At 71.2% G+C, this 18,400-nt stretch carries 16 protein-coding genes; 9 read left to right on the top strand and 7 right to left on the bottom strand.

The genetic code is table 11. From position 1 onward, the window contains the following. Window positions 1-67: 67 nt before the first annotated feature. Window positions 68-1,072: a hypothetical protein gene (locus IE262_RS10570; protein ID WP_189873078.1), complete on the bottom strand. Its 1,005-nt coding sequence runs from the start codon at window positions 1,070-1,072 to the stop codon at window positions 68-70. Continuing rightward, a complete protein-coding gene (locus IE262_RS10565) occupies window positions 1,069-1,743 on the bottom strand; it encodes a hemerythrin domain-containing protein (RefSeq protein WP_189873076.1) in 675 nt (224 codons plus the stop codon). The genes IE262_RS10570 and IE262_RS10565 overlap by 4 nt, the downstream gene beginning before the upstream one ends. Window positions 1,744-1,947: 204 nt before the next feature. Here IE262_RS10565 and IE262_RS10560 point away from each other — a divergent pair, with 204 nt between their 5' ends. Together IE262_RS10560 and IE262_RS10555 are read left to right on the top strand one after the other, a co-directional pair. Further along, a complete protein-coding gene (locus IE262_RS10560; protein ID WP_166681533.1) occupies window positions 1,948-2,517 on the top strand; it encodes a TetR/AcrR family transcriptional regulator in 570 nt (189 codons plus the stop codon). A gap of 267 nt (window positions 2,518-2,784) precedes the next feature. Next, a complete protein-coding gene (locus IE262_RS10555; protein ID WP_189873074.1) occupies window positions 2,785-3,615 on the top strand; it encodes an SDR family NAD(P)-dependent oxidoreductase in 831 nt (276 codons plus the stop codon). A 105-nt stretch (window positions 3,616-3,720) separates the two neighbouring features. On the opposite strand, the gene IE262_RS10550 is transcribed toward IE262_RS10555, so the two are convergent. After that, window positions 3,721-4,827, bottom strand: a complete 1,107-nt coding sequence (locus IE262_RS10550) for a threonine synthase (protein ID WP_189873072.1) — start codon at window positions 4,825-4,827, stop codon at window positions 3,721-3,723. A gap of 137 nt (window positions 4,828-4,964) precedes the next feature. Here IE262_RS10550 and IE262_RS10545 point away from each other — a divergent pair, with 137 nt between their 5' ends. The 6 genes from IE262_RS10545 (at window position 4,965) to IE262_RS10520 (ending at window position 10,558) form a co-directional block, all read left to right on the top strand. After that, window positions 4,965-6,533, top strand: coding sequence for a S8 family peptidase (locus IE262_RS10545; RefSeq protein WP_189873070.1), 1,569 nt, complete (start codon window positions 4,965-4,967; stop codon window positions 6,531-6,533). A gap of 128 nt (window positions 6,534-6,661) precedes the next feature. After that, a complete protein-coding gene (locus IE262_RS10540) occupies window positions 6,662-7,912 on the top strand; it encodes a DUF4190 domain-containing protein (RefSeq protein ID WP_189873068.1) in 1,251 nt (416 codons plus the stop codon). A 147-nt stretch (window positions 7,913-8,059) separates the two neighbouring features. Next, the gene (locus IE262_RS10535) at window positions 8,060-8,812 is read left to right on the top strand and encodes a GntR family transcriptional regulator (RefSeq protein ID WP_134029341.1); all 753 of its coding nucleotides are present in this window, start codon (window positions 8,060-8,062) and stop codon (window positions 8,810-8,812) included. A 371-nt stretch (window positions 8,813-9,183) separates the two neighbouring features. Further along, window positions 9,184-9,375, top strand: coding sequence for an SPOR domain-containing protein (locus IE262_RS10530; protein ID WP_134029343.1), 192 nt, complete (start codon window positions 9,184-9,186; stop codon window positions 9,373-9,375). Between the two features lie 45 nt (window positions 9,376-9,420). Continuing rightward, window positions 9,421-9,837: a (deoxy)nucleoside triphosphate pyrophosphohydrolase gene (locus IE262_RS10525; protein WP_134029345.1), complete on the top strand. Its 417-nt coding sequence runs from the start codon at window positions 9,421-9,423 to the stop codon at window positions 9,835-9,837. A 313-nt stretch (window positions 9,838-10,150) separates the two neighbouring features. Then, window positions 10,151-10,558, top strand: a complete 408-nt coding sequence (locus tag IE262_RS10520) for an ATP-binding protein (RefSeq protein ID WP_134029347.1) — start codon at window positions 10,151-10,153, stop codon at window positions 10,556-10,558. Between the two features lie 648 nt (window positions 10,559-11,206). On the opposite strand, the gene IE262_RS10515 is transcribed toward IE262_RS10520, so the two are convergent. Beyond that, window positions 11,207-11,530 carry a hypothetical protein gene (locus IE262_RS10515; protein WP_189873066.1) on the bottom strand — a complete coding sequence of 108 codons (324 nt, stop codon included), beginning with the start codon at window positions 11,528-11,530 and terminating at the stop codon, window positions 11,207-11,209. Between IE262_RS10515 and IE262_RS10510 the strand changes: the two genes are divergently transcribed. Then, on the top strand, window positions 11,519-14,041 hold the full coding sequence (locus IE262_RS10510; protein ID WP_189873064.1) for a SpoIIE family protein phosphatase: 2,523 nt from the start codon (window positions 11,519-11,521) through the stop codon (window positions 14,039-14,041). The two genes, IE262_RS10515 and IE262_RS10510, sit on opposite strands and share 12 nt — an antisense overlap. Window positions 14,042-14,085: 44 nt before the next feature. Here IE262_RS10510 and IE262_RS10505 read toward each other — a convergent pair whose 3' ends face one another. The 3 genes from IE262_RS10505 to IE262_RS10495 form a co-directional block, all read right to left on the bottom strand. Beyond that, window positions 14,086-15,453: a hypothetical protein gene (locus IE262_RS10505; protein ID WP_189873062.1), complete on the bottom strand. Its 1,368-nt coding sequence runs from the start codon at window positions 15,451-15,453 to the stop codon at window positions 14,086-14,088. A gap of 223 nt (window positions 15,454-15,676) precedes the next feature. Continuing rightward, complete coding sequence (locus IE262_RS10500) at window positions 15,677-16,447, bottom strand: succinate dehydrogenase/fumarate reductase iron-sulfur subunit (protein ID WP_189873060.1); 771 nt, start codon at window positions 16,445-16,447, stop codon at window positions 15,677-15,679. Then, on the bottom strand, window positions 16,434-18,386 hold the full coding sequence (locus IE262_RS10495; RefSeq protein WP_189873058.1) for a fumarate reductase/succinate dehydrogenase flavoprotein subunit: 1,953 nt from the start codon (window positions 18,384-18,386) through the stop codon (window positions 16,434-16,436). The genes IE262_RS10500 and IE262_RS10495 overlap by 14 nt, the downstream gene beginning before the upstream one ends. Window positions 18,387-18,400 lie beyond the last annotated feature (14 nt).

The raw sequence follows: 18,400 nt of genomic DNA, 5'->3' as shown, positions 1-18,400 counted from the left end.
GGGTATTCCGCGGAACCAGGCTGTGAATTCAGCCTGTACGCGCGGTCGCCCGCGCGTTCTCCCTGGCTCACGTGCCGTCGGGGTGCCGCTCGGAGCCTTGCGCCGGGCCCTGGGCTGCGAGGTCACGCAGGCGCGCGGTGGTGCCGTTGCGCTGCGCGCGGCGCAGGCCCTGTTTGGCCAGCAGTCCGTTGGCCACGGTCATGACCGTTTTGCTGGGCGGTGCTGCCATGCCTGCCGATGTGTGGGGGGCGTACACCGTCTCTCCGTCTTTGACGGTCAGCCAGCCGGTGACGGTGCGCATGCTCACACCGACGCACTGCGGTCGGAACGCGTGGGCGAGGAAACCCGCTCGGCGTCCGCCGGGGGCCAGGAGTTCGGGCGGTGCGGTGAGGCGCAGTCCGGTCTCGTCGTGTCCGGCGACCGTCACGGGGAGGATGACGGGGTGGCCGTCAGCGCCCTGGTAGGCCAGCAGACGATGGGGAAGGGCGGCGATCTGCCGGGCCAGTTGGGAGACGGGTACCCGTGGGGTTGTGCCGTTCTTCGGCGGTCGCTGTTCGGCGGGGTGCTGCGGCCAGGAGGGGCCCGTCACGGTTGCCGGTCCGTGCGCCGAGAGATCGGGCCACGTGACGATGCGTTCCAGGCCGACATCGATGAAGACGCGGTCCTGGTGGTACTCGCGGAGCAGCCAGTCCCATACTCTTCCGTGCCTTGTCCTCCCGAGGAACGGCTCGGAGGCGTGCATCAACGCTGCCAGCCGCTGTGCCGAAGGCTGAAGGTCCACCGATGCTCTGCCTTGGGCGAGGACGTAGTGGCTGTGGGCGGCGAATCCGTGTGCGCGCGTGTGATAGGCGAGAGAGACGCGAGGGTTGTGCAGGATGCGTTCCAGTTTCTTCGGGAAGCCCAGCGAGGTGGTGAAGCTGACCTCATTGGCCGCCCGGTCAGCGAGTCCTACCGGTGAGACGCTGGTGACCACCGCGCCTCCGGCCGGAGTGAGGTAGGCGGCCGCAACGGTCAGGTCGCCCTTGATCGCCTCGTACGCCGTGCCCGGCCACGAAAGGTGCGTGCGTGTCATGAGCGGCTGCCTCGCAGGACTCGCAGGTCGGCGGCGGCTTGGCTGCGCAGGGCGGGCAGCATCGCCTTCACCGGGGGCGGCATGGTGACGAGCATCGACTCCACCTCGGCAGGCGTGCCCACCTCATCGAGGAACCCGACCATCAAATGCCCGGCCACCGGAGGGGTGGTGGCGATGACTCGTTGGGCGAACTCCTCCCATTGCGCGGGCGTGATGTGCCGGCGCAGGGCGGGAAACAGAATCGGTTCCTCGTGGGTCAGGTGGTCACGCACGCAGTCCCGCACCGCGACGGCCGCCTCGCGCAGCGCGTGCCGGTCGTGACCGCTCATGCTCTCGCTGTCGCCGTCATGGTCTGTCGCGCCGGTGAGGTCGATATCGGTGAGGCGGTCGAGCGCACTGTCCAGACGTTCGTGTTCTTCGCTCAGTTCGTCGAGTGCGCGCTTCGTGTCCGGTGCCGCTGCCACGATGAGCGGCCACAGCCATGCGTCCTCGGTCTCGTGGTGGTGACGCAGGTTCACCACGAGGAAGTCCCGCAACTGCGCGAGCGCCTGGCAGGGTACGGACGATCGGCCGCCGGCGTCGACGAGCAGCCCGGTGGCCAGTCTGTGTGTCTCATGGGCGAGTCGCGTTTCCACGACGGCTTGCACGTCACGCTCGGCTTTCATGGCCATGGGGTGCGGAACCCTTCGGGTAGAGGAGTGCGTGGCCTTCCGGGCGGGCCTGTCGGCGTGCCCGACCCGTTTTTGAGGTTACAGTCTCTGCAATGAATACAGCCACTCTGGTGTCACGGGTAGGCTGGAGGTATGCCAGAACGGACTCGGAGGTATCGGTCAGCGCGGCGCGAGCAGGGCGCGGCCCGGACTCGGCAGGACATCTTGGAGGCCGCCCGCGATCTTTTCGTCACGCATGGCTATGCGCAGGTGACGATGGGGCACGTCGCTCGCTCGGCCGGCGTCGCGACCAAGACGCTCTATGCGAGCGTGGGCACCAAGACGGAGCTCCTGCATGCTCTCCTGGCCGCGGATGTGGCGGACTCGCGGACCACCGGGCTCTATGACGAGGTGGTCCGATGTGAGGACCTCGCCTCCGCGGTCGCATGCCTGGCACACGGAACCCGCGGCAACACCGAACGCTTCGCTTCGTCCATCGACCTGCTCTACGCCTGTATGGCGAGCGATGACAAAGCGCGGGAGGTATGGGACTACGTCGTCACGCAGTACCGCCAAGCGCTTCGCGAAGTCGCGCAGCACCTGGTCGCCACCGGTGTGGTGGCTCCGCATCTCGACGTGGACGGCACAGCGGACCGTCTGTGGCTCTGCTTCGGGCTGTCGGCATGGCGATCGCTGGTCGTCGACTGCGGCTGGAGCTATGAGGACGCGGAGCGCCTGCTGGCCCGCCAAGCTGTGAACCTGCTCGAAGACCCTGTCCCGGCGGGAGGTGCCTGAAGGCTCCGAGGGCAAAAAACAGTCCCCGGTAGTGCTGCACGTGTCCTGAGGCTCCAGTCGTCACTGTTGCCTCGGTATCGCGCCGGCTTGCCGGGGGCCTAAACCACATCCTGTCCAAGTCACTCCACCGACTAGACGTCCTTATCGGCTTTGTGACTCTTCCGGTGTTGTGGTCTAGTAACCACTCTCCACGGTATATGTCCGGAGTCAATACCCTTTGGGTAAATTTTTTCGGCGCTGGCCGGAGCCGACGGACGAGGAGCGGTCGTGAACAGGGTGTGGCTGGTGACGGGGGCGAGCAGTGGGTTCGGGTGGGCGATCAGTGAGGCGGCGCTCGCCGCCGGTGACGTGGTCGTGGGCGCGGCGCGGCGCACCGACGCGCTGGCGGGCCTGGTGGCCGCCCACCCGGACCGGATGGAGGCGCTGCCCCTGGACGTCACCGACACGGCGGCGGCCGAGGCGGCCGTACGGGACGTCGTGGCCCGGCACGGGCGGATCGACGTCCTGGTCAACAACGCGGGACGCACGCACGTGGGTGCCTTCGAGGAGACCACCGATGCCGAGCTCCGCGCGCTCTTCGACCTGCACGTCCTCGGCCCCGCCGCCCTGGTGCGGGCCGTGCTGCCGTATATGCGGCAACGGCGCTCGGGCGCGATCGTGCAGATGAGCAGCATGGGCGGGCAGATGTCCTTCGCGGGCTTCTCCGCGTACAGCGGAACGAAGTTCGCCCTGGAGGGCATGTCGGAGGCGCTGGCGGACGAGGTGCGCGACTTCGGCATCAAGGTGCTGATCGTCGAGCCGGGTGCCTTCCGCACCGCCCTGTTCGACACCGCTCGGGCGGGGGTGAGCGCGGACAGCGGTGTGTACGACAAGGTGGGGGAGACGCGGGGGTTCGTCGCCGGAGGCGACGGCACCCAGCCGGGGGACCCGGCGAAGGCGGCGGCCCTCATCCTGGCCGCGCTGGAGGACGAGCGGACCCCGCTCAGGCTGCCGCTCGGGGGCGACGGTGTGAGCGCGGTCCTCGGCCACCTCGACCAGGTACGCGAGGACATCGCCCCCTGGGAACAGCGCGCCAGGGCGACGGCCCTCGACGACTGAGCCCTGGGGGCGGCCGGGATCCGGGCCGATCGCCGGGATCGGGACCGACCGCCGGAGTCGGAGCCGGTCACCCCCACGGTCATGGCGTCGCCGAGGCGCGGGAGATCAGCCGTCCGCCAACCCCGACTTCACCCCCGCACCGCACAACGGCACCACGGCCGTACGGTCCCCGAGTGCGCCCTCCCGTACGGCGGCCCAGCAGGCCACCCCCGTGGACTCGACGTAGAGTCCCCGCGACGCCAGGTCCCGTTGCGCGTACCGGATCTGGTCCTCCGTCACCGTCAGGAATCCACCCCCTGACTCCTTGACCGCCCGCAGGATCTGCCGGGCCCGCGGCGGGTGCGGGATGGCGATGCCCTCGGCGAGGGTGGGGGCCATCGGGGTCCGGCCGACCAGGTCGTCGGCGCCCTCGGTCCAGGCGTGCGCCAGCGGGGCGACCGCGGCCGACTGAACGGCGTACAGGGCGGGCCGCTGCCTGATCAGCCCCGCTGTGTGCAACTCCGCCACCGCGAGCCAGGCGCCGAGCAGCAGCGTGCCGTTGCCGACGGGGACCACGATCACGTCGGGGAGGCGGCCGCCTAGGTCCTCCCACAGTTCGTGGACGTACGTCTTCGTGCCGTGCAGGAAATAGGGGTTGAAGACGTGCGACGCGTAGAAGACGCCCTCCTCGTCCGCCGCTTCCCGGGCCGCCCGCGCCGTCGCCTCGCGGTCCCCGTCCACCACGTGCAGTCGCGCGCCGTGCGCCCTGATCTGCTCCAGCTTCTTGGCCGACGTACCGGCGGGGACGTACACCGTGCAGGGCAGCGCGGCCCGTGCGCAGTACGCCGCGATCGCCGTACCCGCGTTGCCGCTGCTGTCGGCGAGCACCTGGCGGGGCCGCAGCCGCAGCGCCAGCTCGGCCAGCAGTACCGCGCCCCGGTCCTTGAAGGAGAGTGTCGGCATCAGGAAGTCCAGCTTGGCCGAGACGCCCTCCCCCAACTCCACGAGCGGGGTGCGGCCCTCACCCAGGGACACCGAGGGCGCCGACAGGGGCAGGCACTCCGCGTACCGCCATAGCGAGTTCACTCGCCCGACCAGCGACGTGAGCGGCGCGGGCGTGGGAGCGAAGTCCAGGTCCAGCGGGCCGCGGCAGGACGGGCAGCACCAGTCGAGCGAGCCCGCGCGGACGCGCGTGCCGTCGGAAGGGCAGTAACAGTCCGGCAGAGGTGTCATGTCCGCAGCGTAGTTGTGCCGTTGAGTGACGAGGCGTCATAAGTGGGGGATGGCAGGCGCATCGGGTGCGCACGATATGACCACATTTATGCAAAAGTGGCCGTTCATTCCCGTCCCACCCGAGGAAGGCCCCCCAGATGGCAACGATGCGTCAGGCCCGGCGAAGACTGGCCGGTGCGACCACGGCGGCACTCGTTCTCGCTCTCGTCCCGACCCTTGCCGCGAGCGCCGCCGACCCCGAACCAGAAGGCCGGATCCAGTACGCGGGCGCGTCGGGCGCCATCAAGGACAGCTACATCGTGATCCTCAAGGAGGACCTCGCCAAGGCCGGCTCCGACCAGGGCAGGGCTCTCGCCAAGACGTACGGCGCGACCATCGAGCGCACCTACACGCGGGCCCTCAACGGCTACGCGATCAGGGCCACGGAGGCCAGGGCGAAACGGTTCGCCGCCGACCCGGCCGTTCACTCCGTCGTCCAGAACCGCACGTTCACGATCGACGCGACCCAGTCCGACCCGCCTTCCTGGGGCCTGGACCGCATCGACCAGGCGGCGCTCCCGCTCGACCGGAGCTACACCTACGACGACACCGCCGGAGCGGGTGTCACCGCCTACGTCATCGACACCGGTGTCCGCATCACGCACCGCGACTTCGGCGGCCGTGCCTTCAACGGCTACGACGCCGTCGACAACGACAACACGGCCCAGGACGGCCACGGTCACGGCACGCACGTCGCCGGAACCGTCGCCGGTACGGCCTACGGTGTCGCCAAGAAGGCGAAGATCGTCGGTGTCCGGGTCCTGAACAACTCAGGGGAGGGGACGACCGCGCAGGTCGTCGCGGGTATCGACTGGGTGACCGGCAAGGCCGTCAAGCCGGCCGTCGCCACCATGAGCCTCGGCGGCCCCGCCGACACGGCGATGGACGCGGCCGTCCGCAACTCCATCGCCTCCGGCGTCACCTACGCGGTCGCCGCCGGCAACGACGCGACCAACGCCTCCTCCACTTCCCCCGCCCGCGTCGCCGAAGCGATCACCGTCGGCGCCACCACCGACTCCGACGCCCGGGCCGGCTACTCCAACTACGGCACGGCCCTCGACCTGTTCGCCCCGGGCTCCTTCATCACCTCGCTCTGGCGCACCAGCGACACGGCGACCAACACCCTCTCGGGGACGTCGATGGCGACCCCGCACGTCGCCGGAGCCGCCGCGCTCCATCTGGCGGACCACCGCTCCGCCACGCCCGCCGCCGTCCAGACGGCCCTCGTCAACTCCGCGACCACCGGCGTCGTCACCAGTCCCGGCGCGGGTTCGCCCAACCGCCTCCTCCACGTGGGCCGCGGCGGGACGTCAGCACCGACCGGCCCGCGCTTTGAGAACACCCGTGACGTCACGATCTCCGACAACGCGACGGTCGAGTCATCGATCACCGTGAGGGGTGTTTCCGGGAAGGCCCCGTCGTCGCTGCGCGTGCCGGTCCGCATCGTTCATACGCAGGTCGGCGACCTCCGGGTGCAACTGGTGGCCCCCGACGGCACGGCGTACACCCTGAAGAGGTACGGCATCGGCGGCAGTGCCGACACCATCGACGCCACCTACACGGTGAACGCGTCCTCCGAGACGGCCAACGGCGTGTGGAAGCTCCGGGTGAGCGACAACCGGGTGCGGGATGCCGGGCGGATCGACTCCTGGGCACTGCGGTTCTGACGTCCCTCAGGTATAACCGCCTCAGGCCGCCCAGGTGACAGGCAACTCCCGTGCCGCGTCCGCCCCCGCTTACCATGCGCCAAGTCGTACGTCAGTTCCCTGAAACCCGGACGAGAGGCACGGTAGCCGTGGCGATACCCCCGCCCCCTGGGCCGCAGCAGCCCCAGGAGCCCCAGGGCCCGTACCCGCCGCCCCAGGGTCGGACCCCGCCGCCTCCGGGGCAGTACCCGCCGCCTCCGGGTCCGGGGCAGCCGTACGGGGTCGGTCCCGGGCAGCCGTACGGCTACCCCCACCAGCCCTGGGGGCAGGGGTACTCCCCGTACAGCCGGCCCGCGCCCGTCAACGGCTTCGCGATCGCCGCGCTCGTGCTCGGCATCCTCTGTTTCCTGCCGCTCGTCGGGCTGGTACTCGGGATCGTCGGGCTGGTGCAGATCAAGAAGAAGGGGGAACGCGGCAAGGGGATGGCCGTCTCGGGGATCGTCCTCTCGTCGATCGGTGCCCTGCTGATGACCGTCTTTCTCGCCACGGGCGGCGCGCGCGCCTTCTGGGAGGGCTTCGAGGAGGCCGCCCGCGAGAACGGCACCACCTTCTCGGTGGAGAAGGGCGAGTGCTTCGACGCGCCGAACGGCTCCCTGGAGGGCTACGCGTACGACGTCGACACGGTGCCGTGCGCCGGTGAGCACGACGCGGAGGTGTTCGCCAACTTCGAGATACCGGGGGCCGATTACCCGGGGGACGACGAGCTGACCGAGACCGCCGACGAGAAGTGCTACGACCTCGCCGACGCGTACGCGATGGACTCCTGGGCCCTCCCGGAGTACGTCGACGTGTACTACTTCACCCCGACCCGGCAGAGTTGGAGCGCGGGCGACCGCGAGGTGACGTGCATGTTCGGGAGCACGGACGAGAACACCGGGCTGACGGGATCGCTGCGCAAGGACGACTCGGTGCTGACGGGCGACCAACTCGCCTACCTCCTGGCCGAGGTGCTGTACAACGACGCCCTCGACACCGCGCCCGCCGGCGAGTACGTCGAGGACGATCTGCCGGGCCACAAGGAGTGGGCCACCCGGGTCGCCGGGGCGCTGGACGAGCAGGCGACGAAGCTGCGCGCTCACGGATGGTCCGACGACGCCGAGCAGCCGGTCGCCGCCCACGCGGACGCCCTGGAACGGGCGCGGGAGCAGTGGGAGAAGGCGGCGAGGGCGGCCGACGCCGATGTCTTCTACGAGCACTATGACAAGGCCTACGAACTCGTGGACGGCACCACGGCGGTTACAGCCCGCAAGGCTCTGGGTCTGGCGGTGACCCCGCCTTCGTACGGTGAGGAGGGCGGCGGGGGCACAGGCGGAGGGAGCGAGAGCGCCAAGGAGGTGTGAAGGCGGGCGTGCTGGGGAGAAAATGCCTGCGTAAAGCCTTCCCATGAGCCTTGTCATCACATCGAGTGATTCTCAGGCCTTTGCTTGCATGGCTGAACCCAGGGTTGCTACGCTGTAGCTGTCTGTACAACCTGATGGGAGCGGCCAGTGACTTTCGGTGAGCAGCCGGCGTACTTGCGCGTCGCAGGTGATCTCCGCAAGAAGATCGCCGACGGTTCGCTTCCGCCCCACACCCGACTCCCCTCGCAGGCCCGCATCCGCGAGGAGTACGGCGTTTCGGACACGGTGGCGCTGGAGGCCCGCAAGGTCCTGATGGCCGAGGGGCTCGTCGAGGGCCGCTCCGGGTCGGGGACGTATGTGCGGGAGCTGCCCGTGCCCCGGCGGGTCGCGCGTTCCGGGTTCCGGCCCTCCAGCGGGGCCACGCCCTTCCGGCAGGAGCAGGCCGATGCCGCCGCGCGGGGGACGTGGGAGTCGAAGAGCGAGCAGGCCGAGGCGAGTGGTGCCGTGGCCGAGCGGCTGGCCATTCAGCCCGGGGACCGTGTGATGTGCACGAAGTACGTGTTCCGGGACGCCGGGGAGCCGATGATGCTCTCCACGTCGTGGGAGCCGCTGGCCGTGACCGGCCGTACGCCCGTGATGCTGCCCGAGGAAGGGCCGCTCGGCGGGATGGGCGTGGTCGAGCGCATGGCGGCCATCGATGTGATCGTCGACAACGTCACGGAGGAGGTCGGTGCGCGGCCCGGCCTCGCCGAGGAACTCCTCACCCTCGGTGGTGTGCCCGGGCATGTCGTCCTCGTCATCCAGCGCACGTACTTCGCGTCCGGGCGACCGGTCGAAACGGCGGATGTGGTGGTGCCGGCGGATCGCTACCGGGTGGCTTATCACTTGCCGGTGAGGTAGGCGCCCGTACGGGGGCGGGTCGTAGGCCGTGGCCGGCCCAGGCATGTTCCCGCCCTGCCGCCCCTACCCGGAAAACCCCAGCCGTTCGAATCTGGCCGTTCTCGTGTGGGCGCCGTCCAGCGCGCCCGGCGCACCCCGTGGCCGCTTCCCGCCTGCTCGATCGCTGCTCGCAGGAGCGCAATGGGGCGTGCGTGGGGCGGTCGACGGCGCGTTCGACGGAAAGCTCCCCCTCCGCCATGGCTGGTTGCGTACCTCTTTGTGCAATTACGTATTCGCTGAGTAAAGGTAAGGCGTACGCTCGGGCATATGCGGATTGCGGTTTCCTTGGGCGGGGCGCGGCGAGAGCCGAGAACGGGAAGTGGAGGGGCGCGATGAACGACGGCACGATCACTCTCCCGTGGCTCGTCATACGACAGGACGACAACGGCAATCGCTACCGCGTGGGCAGGTACGCGACCCGGGCCGAGGCGCAGAAGATCGCGGACAGCCTCGACAGCCGCGGACACAAACAGCTCTACTGGGTCGAGCGCATCGGGCAGAACGGCCACAGTGGGGGCAACTGACCGGCTCCGTCCGGCGTCCCGGCCCACTCCCGTAGGCTCCCGCGCATGACCCAACCGATCGTGGTGGTGGGAGCCGCCCTGCTGAGCGGCGGACGCCTGCTCGCCGCGCGCCGCAGCGCTCCGCCCGAACTGGCCGGACGCTGGGAGCTGCCCGGCGGCAAGGTCGAGCCCGGCGAGACCCCGCAGGACGCCCTCGTACGTGAACTGCGCGAAGAACTCGGCGTGGAGGCGGAACCGGCCGAGCGCGTCCCCGGTGAATGGCCCCTGAGGGCCGACTACGTGCTGCACGTGTGGACCGCGCATCTCCTCTCCGGCGACCCCCAACCCCTTGAAGACCATGACGAGCTGCGCTGGCTGACCCCCGACGAGGTCTGGGACGTCGACTGGCTGGACCAGGACGTCCCGGCGGTCATGGAGACGGCACGGCTGGCCTGGGGGAGGGACGGCTCCGGAGTGCGCTAGCGACATCCGGAGTGCGTCGGCACCCTCCGGAGTGCGCCGGCAACACGCTCCGCGCACGAGAGACCGCCCCAACCCGGAGGGCTGTGCCCCGAGACCCCCCTCCGAATGTCCCTCTCCTGTCCCTCTGTATGTCCCTCTGTCCCCGGCGGGGCATGTGCTCCAGGGAGTTGCGGGATGCATGAGGCTCATGGCGTGTGCGCCTCCTACGCTGTTCGTGCCACAGTGCGCCCCTGTGCGCGGTAGGGGTAACCGATATCGGGTATGGGCCCATTAACCCCAAGAAACCGGACACCCTCCGCTTCTGGCCCGGGAAGTGATCGGCGTGATCGACACCGAAGGCGACTGCGCCGAGTGGACCTTCCCCGCCGAGCCCGGTGCCGTGCGGGCCGCCCGCGCCGCCGTCAGGGACCGGCTGCGTGGCTGGGGCCTCGATTCCCTCGCCGATGTGACCGCCCTGCTGGTGAGCGAGCTGGTGACCAACGCGCTGCGACACGCCACCGGACCCATCGGTGTACGCCTCGTCCGCCCCACCGCCCCCTTGGGTGCCCTGCTCGTCGAAGTCTCCGACTCCCTTCCGGACCCGCCCCGCGCGCTCGCACCACACCCCGACGACGAGGGCGGCCGGGGTCTCCAGCTCGTGGCCTCGTCCTCCCGGGCCTGGGGCACCCGGCCCGGAGCGGCCGGGAAAACCGTATGGTTCGAGCTGGCCGTGCCCTGCTGACGCACGTTCCGCAAGGGGAGGCTCCCCGGGGCGCACGGTCGTAGAGCGGTTCAAACCAGCGGTGCCGCCCGGACTCCTTGGTTCGAGGCGGCGCCGCATGGTTAGAAGACTGGGAGTATGGCCGGGCCGGTCCGAAAGCCATCGGGACCGTGCTGTGATCGTGAACACCGTGTCGTGCGGCGCCGTAGTGCTGGATACTGCGGGCAGCCGCCCCCGGTGACCGAAGCCGGACGCGGTGAGCTGGAGGGGACGGTTCGCGTGAGCGAGATACCAGCGAAGGCGACGGAGTCGGAGGACCCGTCGGACGGCGCGAGGGCTGAGGCCGCGAGCCGTTCCGCTGCGGGCGGCACGCCACGCGCGGCCGTACGCCGCACAACGGGCCGCGCGACGGCCCGTACTGCCGACGGCACCACACACGGCACCACACACGGCACCACTCACAGCACAACCCCCAGCAGAAGCGCGGGCACGAGCAGCGTGACCGGTGGGGCCACTGGGGACGCGGCCGGTGGCGCGGGCGGCCGCCTGCCCGCCCGCGGACCCCGACGCGTGTCCGCCGCCCCGAGCAACGGCATGACCGGCGCGCCGGCCGGAGACAGGCATGAGGCGTCGGCCGCGGGCCTCCCGGACCAGCGGTCCGGCGACCGCTCAGGCGAGGGCGCGGGCGCGAGTGCGGGCGCGGGCGCGGCAGCCGGCGACCGGCCGGGCGAAGGTCGCGGCGTGGGCAAGTCCGTGGGGCGGCCCGGGGAAGGTCGCGGCGTGGGCAAGTCCGTGGAGCGGTCCGGCGAAGGTCGCGGCGTGGGCAAGTCCGTGGGGCGGTCCGGTGAAGGTGTCGGCGCGGGCGCCCCGTTTGCGGGAGTCGGTGGCCGACTGGGTGAGGGTGCGTCCGCTGCGGGAGCCGGTGACGGCCGCGGTGCGGACCGGTCGGCCGACCGGTCCGGCGAAGCCCTCGGTGCGGGCATGTCCGACCACGGGCTCAGCGACGGGCCCGGCGACTCCATGTGGCAGAGCAACCCGCCCGGCTCCCTCTACGACTACGTCAAGGTCGCCTCGTTCTCGATCGGCCCCGACGGTCTCGTCGACCAGTGGAGCCTGCGTGCCGAGCGGATCTTCGGCATCCCCGCCGAACGGGCCCTCGGCATGGACCCCATCGCCGCTTTCATGGCTCCCGAGCTGCGCGAACGCGGTCAGCGCAAGATGGCCGAGATCCTCGACGGCCGTGAGTGGACCGGAGTCATCCCGATACGGATGCCCGACGCCGAGGGCACCGAGGGGCTCGCCGAGGTCTATGTGATGCCCACGACCACGGAGGACGGCGAACGGGCCGCCGTGTGCATCGTGGTGGACGTCCGCACCCTGCGCGCGATCGAGACCGAACTCGCCGCTTCGCAGTCGATTTTCGGCCAAACTCCGTTCGGTTTCCTGCTGCTCGACACGGATCTGCGGGTGCGGCGCGCCAACGAGCGGATCGCCTCCATCTTCGGCGGCACCCCCGACGACCACCGCGGGCGCGACGTCCACGACTACCTGGCGCCACCGGAGGCCGAGCGCGTCGCCGCGACCCTGCGCCGGGTCCTTGAGACCGGCGAGTCCATCACGGACATGAACGTCACGGGCTTCGTGCCGGGCTCCGACGAGCGCTGCCACTGGTCCATCAACCTCTACCGCGTACACAGCGGCACCGGCCGGCCCATCGGCATCGCCTGGCTCGGAACCGACGTCACGGCCCGGCGCGCCGCCGCCCGCGAGGCCGCCGCCGCGCGGCGCAATCTCGCCCTCCTGAACGACGCCGGCGCCCGCATCGGCAACTCCCTCGACCTGGAGACCACCGCCCGCGAACTCCTCGACGTCGTCGTCCCCGGCTTCTGCGACCTCGCCACCGTCGACCTCTACCAGGGGCTCCTCGTCGGCGACGAGGCCACGCCCGGACGCGCCGACGGCAGCGCCGAACTGCGCCGGGTGGCCTTCGCCAGCGCGGTCTCCGACACGCCCTTCGTGGGCGGCCCGGCCCCCGTCGCCGTCGGCGCGGTCCACCACTACCGCTTCAACTCGCCCTGCGCGGAAGCCCTGCGCATGGCCCGACCGCAGCACATCCCCGCCGAGGACGGCGGCCTCATACAGTCCACTCTCGCCGTCCCGATGGTCGCGCACGACACGGTCGTCGGGCTCGTCCAGTTCTCGCGCACCAAGGGCAGCGAGCCGTTCGGCGAACGCGACCGCGCCCTCGCCATGGAACTGGCCTCGCGCGCCGCGGTCTGCATCGACAACGCCCGCCTGTACCGCCGCGAGCACGAACGGGCGCTGATACTGCAGCGGTCCCTGCTCCCGCCGGGCGACCCGGTGGCCTCCGGACTGGACATCGCCTGCCGCTATCTGCCCGGCAACGCGGCCACCGAGGTCGGCGGCGACTGGTTCGACGTCATAGAACTCCCCGGTCACCGCACCGCGCTGGTCGTCGGCGACGTCATGGGCCGGGGCCTGCGCGCGGCCGTCGCGATGGGCGAACTCCGCACCGCCGTCCGCACCCTGGCCCTGCTCGACCTCGAACCCGCCGAGGTCCTCTCGGCGTTGGACGAGATCGCCCGCGGCCTCGGCACCCAGGGCGGCATCCAGCAGGCCTCGCGCACGGCCGCCCGCCAGCCCCGCGACAAGGACCTCTCCGAGGTGTACCTCGCGACCTGCGTGTACGTGGTGTACGACTCGGTGACGAGAAGGTGCACCTTCGCCAACGCCGGCCACCTCCCACCCGTGCTGGTCGAGCCCGGCGAGAGCGCGCTCATGCTGGACGTGCCGCCGGGCATGCCGCTCGGCGTGGGCGGTGAGCCGTTCGAAGAGGTGGAGGTCGAACTGCCCGAAGGCGCCCTGCTGGCGCTCTACACGGACGGACTGGTCGAGAGCCGCGACCATCCGCTGGACGAGGGCCTCCAGGCGTTCGTCGGCGCCCTCACCGACCCCTCCCAGCCCCTGGAGGACGTCTGCGACCACGTCCTCAACACCCTCGACACCCACCACGGCGAGGACGACATCGCCCTGCTGATGGCCCGTGTGCAGGGACTCCCCGCCGAGTCCGTGGGCGACTGGACCCTGGCCCGCGAACCCCGCAGCGTGGGCCGCGCCCGCGAGTACGCGCGCGGACAGCTCCAGGCGTGGGACCTCGAACCGCTGGTCGACACGACCGAACTGCTGGTCAGCGAGCTCGTCACCAACGCCCTGCGGTACGGCGAGGGCGAGATCCGGTTGCGGCTGCTGCTGGACCGGACGCTGGTGTGCGAGGTGTGGGACGCGGGCCTGGTGCAGCCGCGCCGGCGCCGGGCGCGGGACACCGACGAGGGCGGCAGGGGTCTTCAGCTGGTCGGCCTGCTCTCCGCGGCCTGGGGCTCGCGCCGGACGCCGCGCGGCAAGACGGTCTGGTTCGAACTCCCGCTCCCGGACGGCGAGTCCGGCCTGACGGACCCGGCGGAGGCGTTGCTCAGCCTGTTCTAGGCCTGTTCCGCCCACGCCCGCCCTCCCTGGGCGGGGGTGGCTGCTCAGAGCGGCCCGCGCGTACTCCTTCGCCCCCGGGTCGCCGGCCCGCCGAAACATGCGGGCCCCCGCGGCGCGCCCCGGTCGCCGGGCGCCTCCCCGAGGAGGACACCGCCCAGCAGCGCCCCGGCGAGCCCGCCGCCGAAGGGGCCGCCGTACGGATTCCCGTACGCCCGCACATCCCGCCGGGCCAGTCGCTGGGCCTCATGAGCCACGAGGTCGGCGCGCCGGGCCTCGGTGAAGGAGGAGTTCTCCTGGGCCAGCGCGAAGTGCCGTTCCGCTTCCGCCAGCCGGACGCGTGCCTCGCTGCCCACGGCCGCCCGATGCGTCGTGACGAAGCCGATCGCCGCGGTCACCGCACTCCGGGCCGTCAGCAGAGCCCCGTCGAGCAGGTCGGCGGCGTACGGGCCGGGCAGCGAACCCCCCGGCGCGGCAGCGGCCCCCGCGAGGTGGCGCAGGGCGTCGAGGGGGTCGTACGGCCCGGCGGCGACTTCCCTGCGTACGTGCGCCACGGTCGCCGCGGTGACCCGGTCCTGGGGGTGACCGCTCTCGACGAGGGCCGACTCCAGTTCCGCGAGCACCGCCGGCAGCCGCTCCTCGGCCGCTTCCAGCGCGGCGGCCAGCCGGTCCACACCGGTCACGAAGATGTCCGCCTGGTGGACGGCGCCCTCAGCCGCCCGCAGGTGGACCGCAGCCGTCCCGTGGTCGCCCCGGCCCGCTGCCCGCCGGGCCCGGTCCAGCTGCTCCGTGGCGAACCCCAGCCGGTCGGTGGCCTGTTCGACGTGGCCCGCGACGGGCAGGCAGGCGGCGGGGCCGTACCGCTCGCGCAGCTCGCCCAGGGTCGCCTCCGCTCCCGGCGCCCGGCCGGTCAGCTGCCGGAGGCGTGCCTCCGCGAACTCCAGCGCCCCGGTCGGGTCCCGTTCCAGCGCCCGCAGCTGATCGAACGCGGGCGCCTGAGCGTCCAGCCGCCGCCCCGCTTCCCCGCACCGCGCCACGACCTGCTCCAGGACCTCCCGCCTCTCGCCGGCGGAGATCCGGTCGGCGTCGTCGAGCCCCTGCCGCAGCCGGAACGCCTCCGTCAGTTCGCCCCGCGCGTCCTGTAGCGCCTGAGTGAAGGGCCGCGCGACCTCCTCGCCCAGCCACCCCACGACGAACCCGAGCTCCTCGGTGCTCGTCCGCACACAGTCGTCGACCTCGACGAGGAACCGCCGCGCCTGCCGGTCGAGTTCCGCCGACGCCACGACGGGCTCGCCCCCGCCCGGAGTCGTACGCGTCCTGGCCCGCCGCGTCCGCCGTACGAACGAGTACGCGGCGAGCACCGCCGCGGTCCCCAGCGCGACCAACGGCGGGACCAGGTCCCCGGTGGACGTCACATTTGGGAGCGTATGGCCCCTTACGGGGACTCGCTACCGGGGTCCGCCCCACCGGGGTACGGCCATTGGGTCCCGTCTGCCGGGTTCTGTGTGTGGGCGGGTGCGGGTTCGTTGTGGCTGGTCGCGCAGTTCCCCGCGCCCCTTAAAAGCACGGGCGTGCCCGGCACCGCAACGCACCGTCACCAGCACTGTCGGCCAGCAGGCACCCCCACTCACGCCCGCCCTACGTCGCCCGCCTCCGGATCTTCGACCCCAGCCACACCAGCGGGTCGTACTTGCGGTCCACCGCGCGTTCCTTCAGGGGGATCAGTGCGTTGTCCGTGATCTTGATGTTCTCGGGGCAGACCTCGGTGCAGCACTTGGTGATGTTGCAGTAGCCGAGGCCGTGTTCGTCCTGGGCCGCGCGCTTGCGGTCCAGGCCCGTCTCGGCGGCCGCGTCGAGCGGGTGCATGTCCAGTTCGGCGACGCGCATGAGGAAGCGCGGGCCCGCGAACGCCGGCTTGTTCTCCTCGTGGTCGCGCACCACATGGCACGTGTCCTGGCACAGGAAGCACTCGATGCACTTGCGGAACTCCTGCGAGCGGTCCACGTCCTCCTGCATCATCCGGTACTCGCCCGGACCGACACCCTCCGGAGGGACGAAGGACGGCACCTCGCGCGCCTTGGTGTAGTTGAAGCCGACGTCCGTCACCAGGTCGCGGACCACCGGGAAGGCGCGCAGCGGTGTGACCGTGATCGTCTCCTCCCGGTCGAACACCGACATCCGCGTCATGCACATCAGCCGCGGCCGCCCGTTGATCTCCGCCGAACAGGAACCGCACTTGCCCGCCTTGCAGTTCCAGCGGACGGCCAGGTCGGGGGCCTGGGTCGCCTGGAGGCGGTGGATGATGTCGAGGACCACCTCGCCGTCGTTCACCTCGACCTTGAAGTCCTCCAGGCCGCCGCCTTCCGCGTCCCCGCGCCACACCTTGAAGCGGGCCTCATAGCTGGTCACTCGAAAGCTCCTCTTCAGCGAGGTACTTGACCAGCTCCTCCTTGTCGAAGAGGGCGAGCAGGTCGGGACGGATGGGATCGGTGGTCTCACGGGTGAGGGTGATCTGGCCGCGGACCGGGTCGGTCGCCGCCAGCCCGCCCGTCGGGTCGGTGAGCGCGCACAGGAGGTTGATGTGGCGCCACTCCCGGTCCATCGCCGGGTGGTCCTCCCGGGTGTGGCCGCCGCGCGACTCCGTGCGCTCCAGGGCCGCCCGTGCCACGCACTCGCTGACCAGCAGCATGTTCCGCAGGTCCAGGGCGAGGTGCCAGCCCGGGTTGTACTGGCGGTGCCCCTCGACGCCGGCCCGCCGCGCCCGTACCCGCAGGTCGGCGAGCTTCTTCAGGGCCTCCTCCATCTCGGACTCGCGGCGGATGATGCCGACCAGGTCGTTCATCGCCTGCTGGAGCTCCTGGTGGAGGGTGTACGGGTTCTCCGGCGGCCGTCCCTCCTCCTCGCCGGGTACCGGTCCTTCGGCCGAGAACGGGCGCAGCGCCTCCGCGGCCGCCTCGTCGACCTGGACGTCGTCCAGCGGTGGCCGTGCGCCCGCAAGGCCGGCCGCGTACTCGGCCGCGTGCCAGCCCGCCCGGCGCCCGAACACCAGCAGGTCGGAGAGTGAGTTGCCGCCGAGCCGGTTGGAGCCGTGCATACCGCCCGCGACCTCGCCGGCCGCGTACAGGCCGGGCACGCCCCGCGCCGCCGCCGTGTCCGAGTCGACCGCGATGCCGCCCATCACGTAGTGGCAGGTCGGGCCGACCTCCATCGGCTCGGCGGTGATGTCGACGTCGGCGAGCTCCTTGAACTGGTGGTACATGGAGGGCAGCCGGCGGCGGATGACCTCCGCGGGCATACGGGTCGAGACGTCCAGGAAGACTCCGCCGTGCGGGGAGCCGCGGTCCGCCTTCACCTCGGCGTTGATCGCCCGCGCCACCTCGTCACGGGGCAGCAGCTCCGGGGGCCGCCGGTTGCGGTCCGGGTCGTCGTACCAGCGGTCGGCCTCCTCCTCCGACTCGGCGTACTTGTCCTTGAAGACGTCGGGGATGTAGTCGAACATGAACCGCTTGCCCTCGGAGTTGCGCAGCACACCGCCGTCGCCGCGCACCGACTCCGTGACGAGGATGCCCTTCACGGACGGCGGCCAGACCATGCCCGTCGGGTGGAACTGCACGAACTCCATGTTCAGCAGGGGCGCGCCCGCGAGCAGCGCCAGCGCGTGCCCGTCACCCGTGTACTCCCACGAGTTCGACGTCACCTTGAAGGACTTGCCGATACCGCCCGTCGCGATCACGACCGACGGGGCCCTGAGGACGAAGAACCGTCCCGACTCGCGGTCGTACGCGAAGACGCCCGAGACGCGGCGGCCGTCCTTGAGGATCCGGGTGACCGTGCACTCCTGGTACACCTTCAGCCGGGACTCGTAGTCGCCGGTCTCCCGGTGGTCCTCCTGCTGGAGCGCCACGATCTTCTGCTGGAGGGTGCGGATCAGCTCCAGGCCGGTGCGGTCGCCGACGTGGGCCAGGCGCGGGTACTCGTGCCCGCCGAAGTTGCGCTGGGAGATCCGGCCGTCCTTCGTACGGTCGAAGAGTGCGCCCCACGTCTCCAGCTCCCACACCCGGGCGGGGGCCTCCTGCGCGTGCAGCTCGGCCATGCGCCACTGGTTGAGGAACTTGCCGCCGCGCATGGTGTCGCGGAAGTGGACCTGCCAGTTGTCGTGCTCGTTGACGTTGCCCATCGCCGCCGCGATGCCGCCCTCGGCCATCACCGTGTGCGCCTTGCCGAACAGGGACTTGCAGATCACGGCCGTACGGGCGCCCCGCTCGCGTGCCTCGATGGCGGCGCGCAGCCCGGCGCCGCCCGCGCCCACCACGACGACGTCCCACTCCTGCCGGTCGACCACGGACATCACAAGGCCCCACT

It is taken from the genome of Streptomyces bluensis, from assembly GCF_014650715.1.
Lineage (GTDB): Bacteria > Actinomycetota > Actinomycetes > Streptomycetales > Streptomycetaceae > Streptomyces > Streptomyces bluensis.
This window is presented reverse-complemented; position numbering and strand designations above follow the sequence as displayed.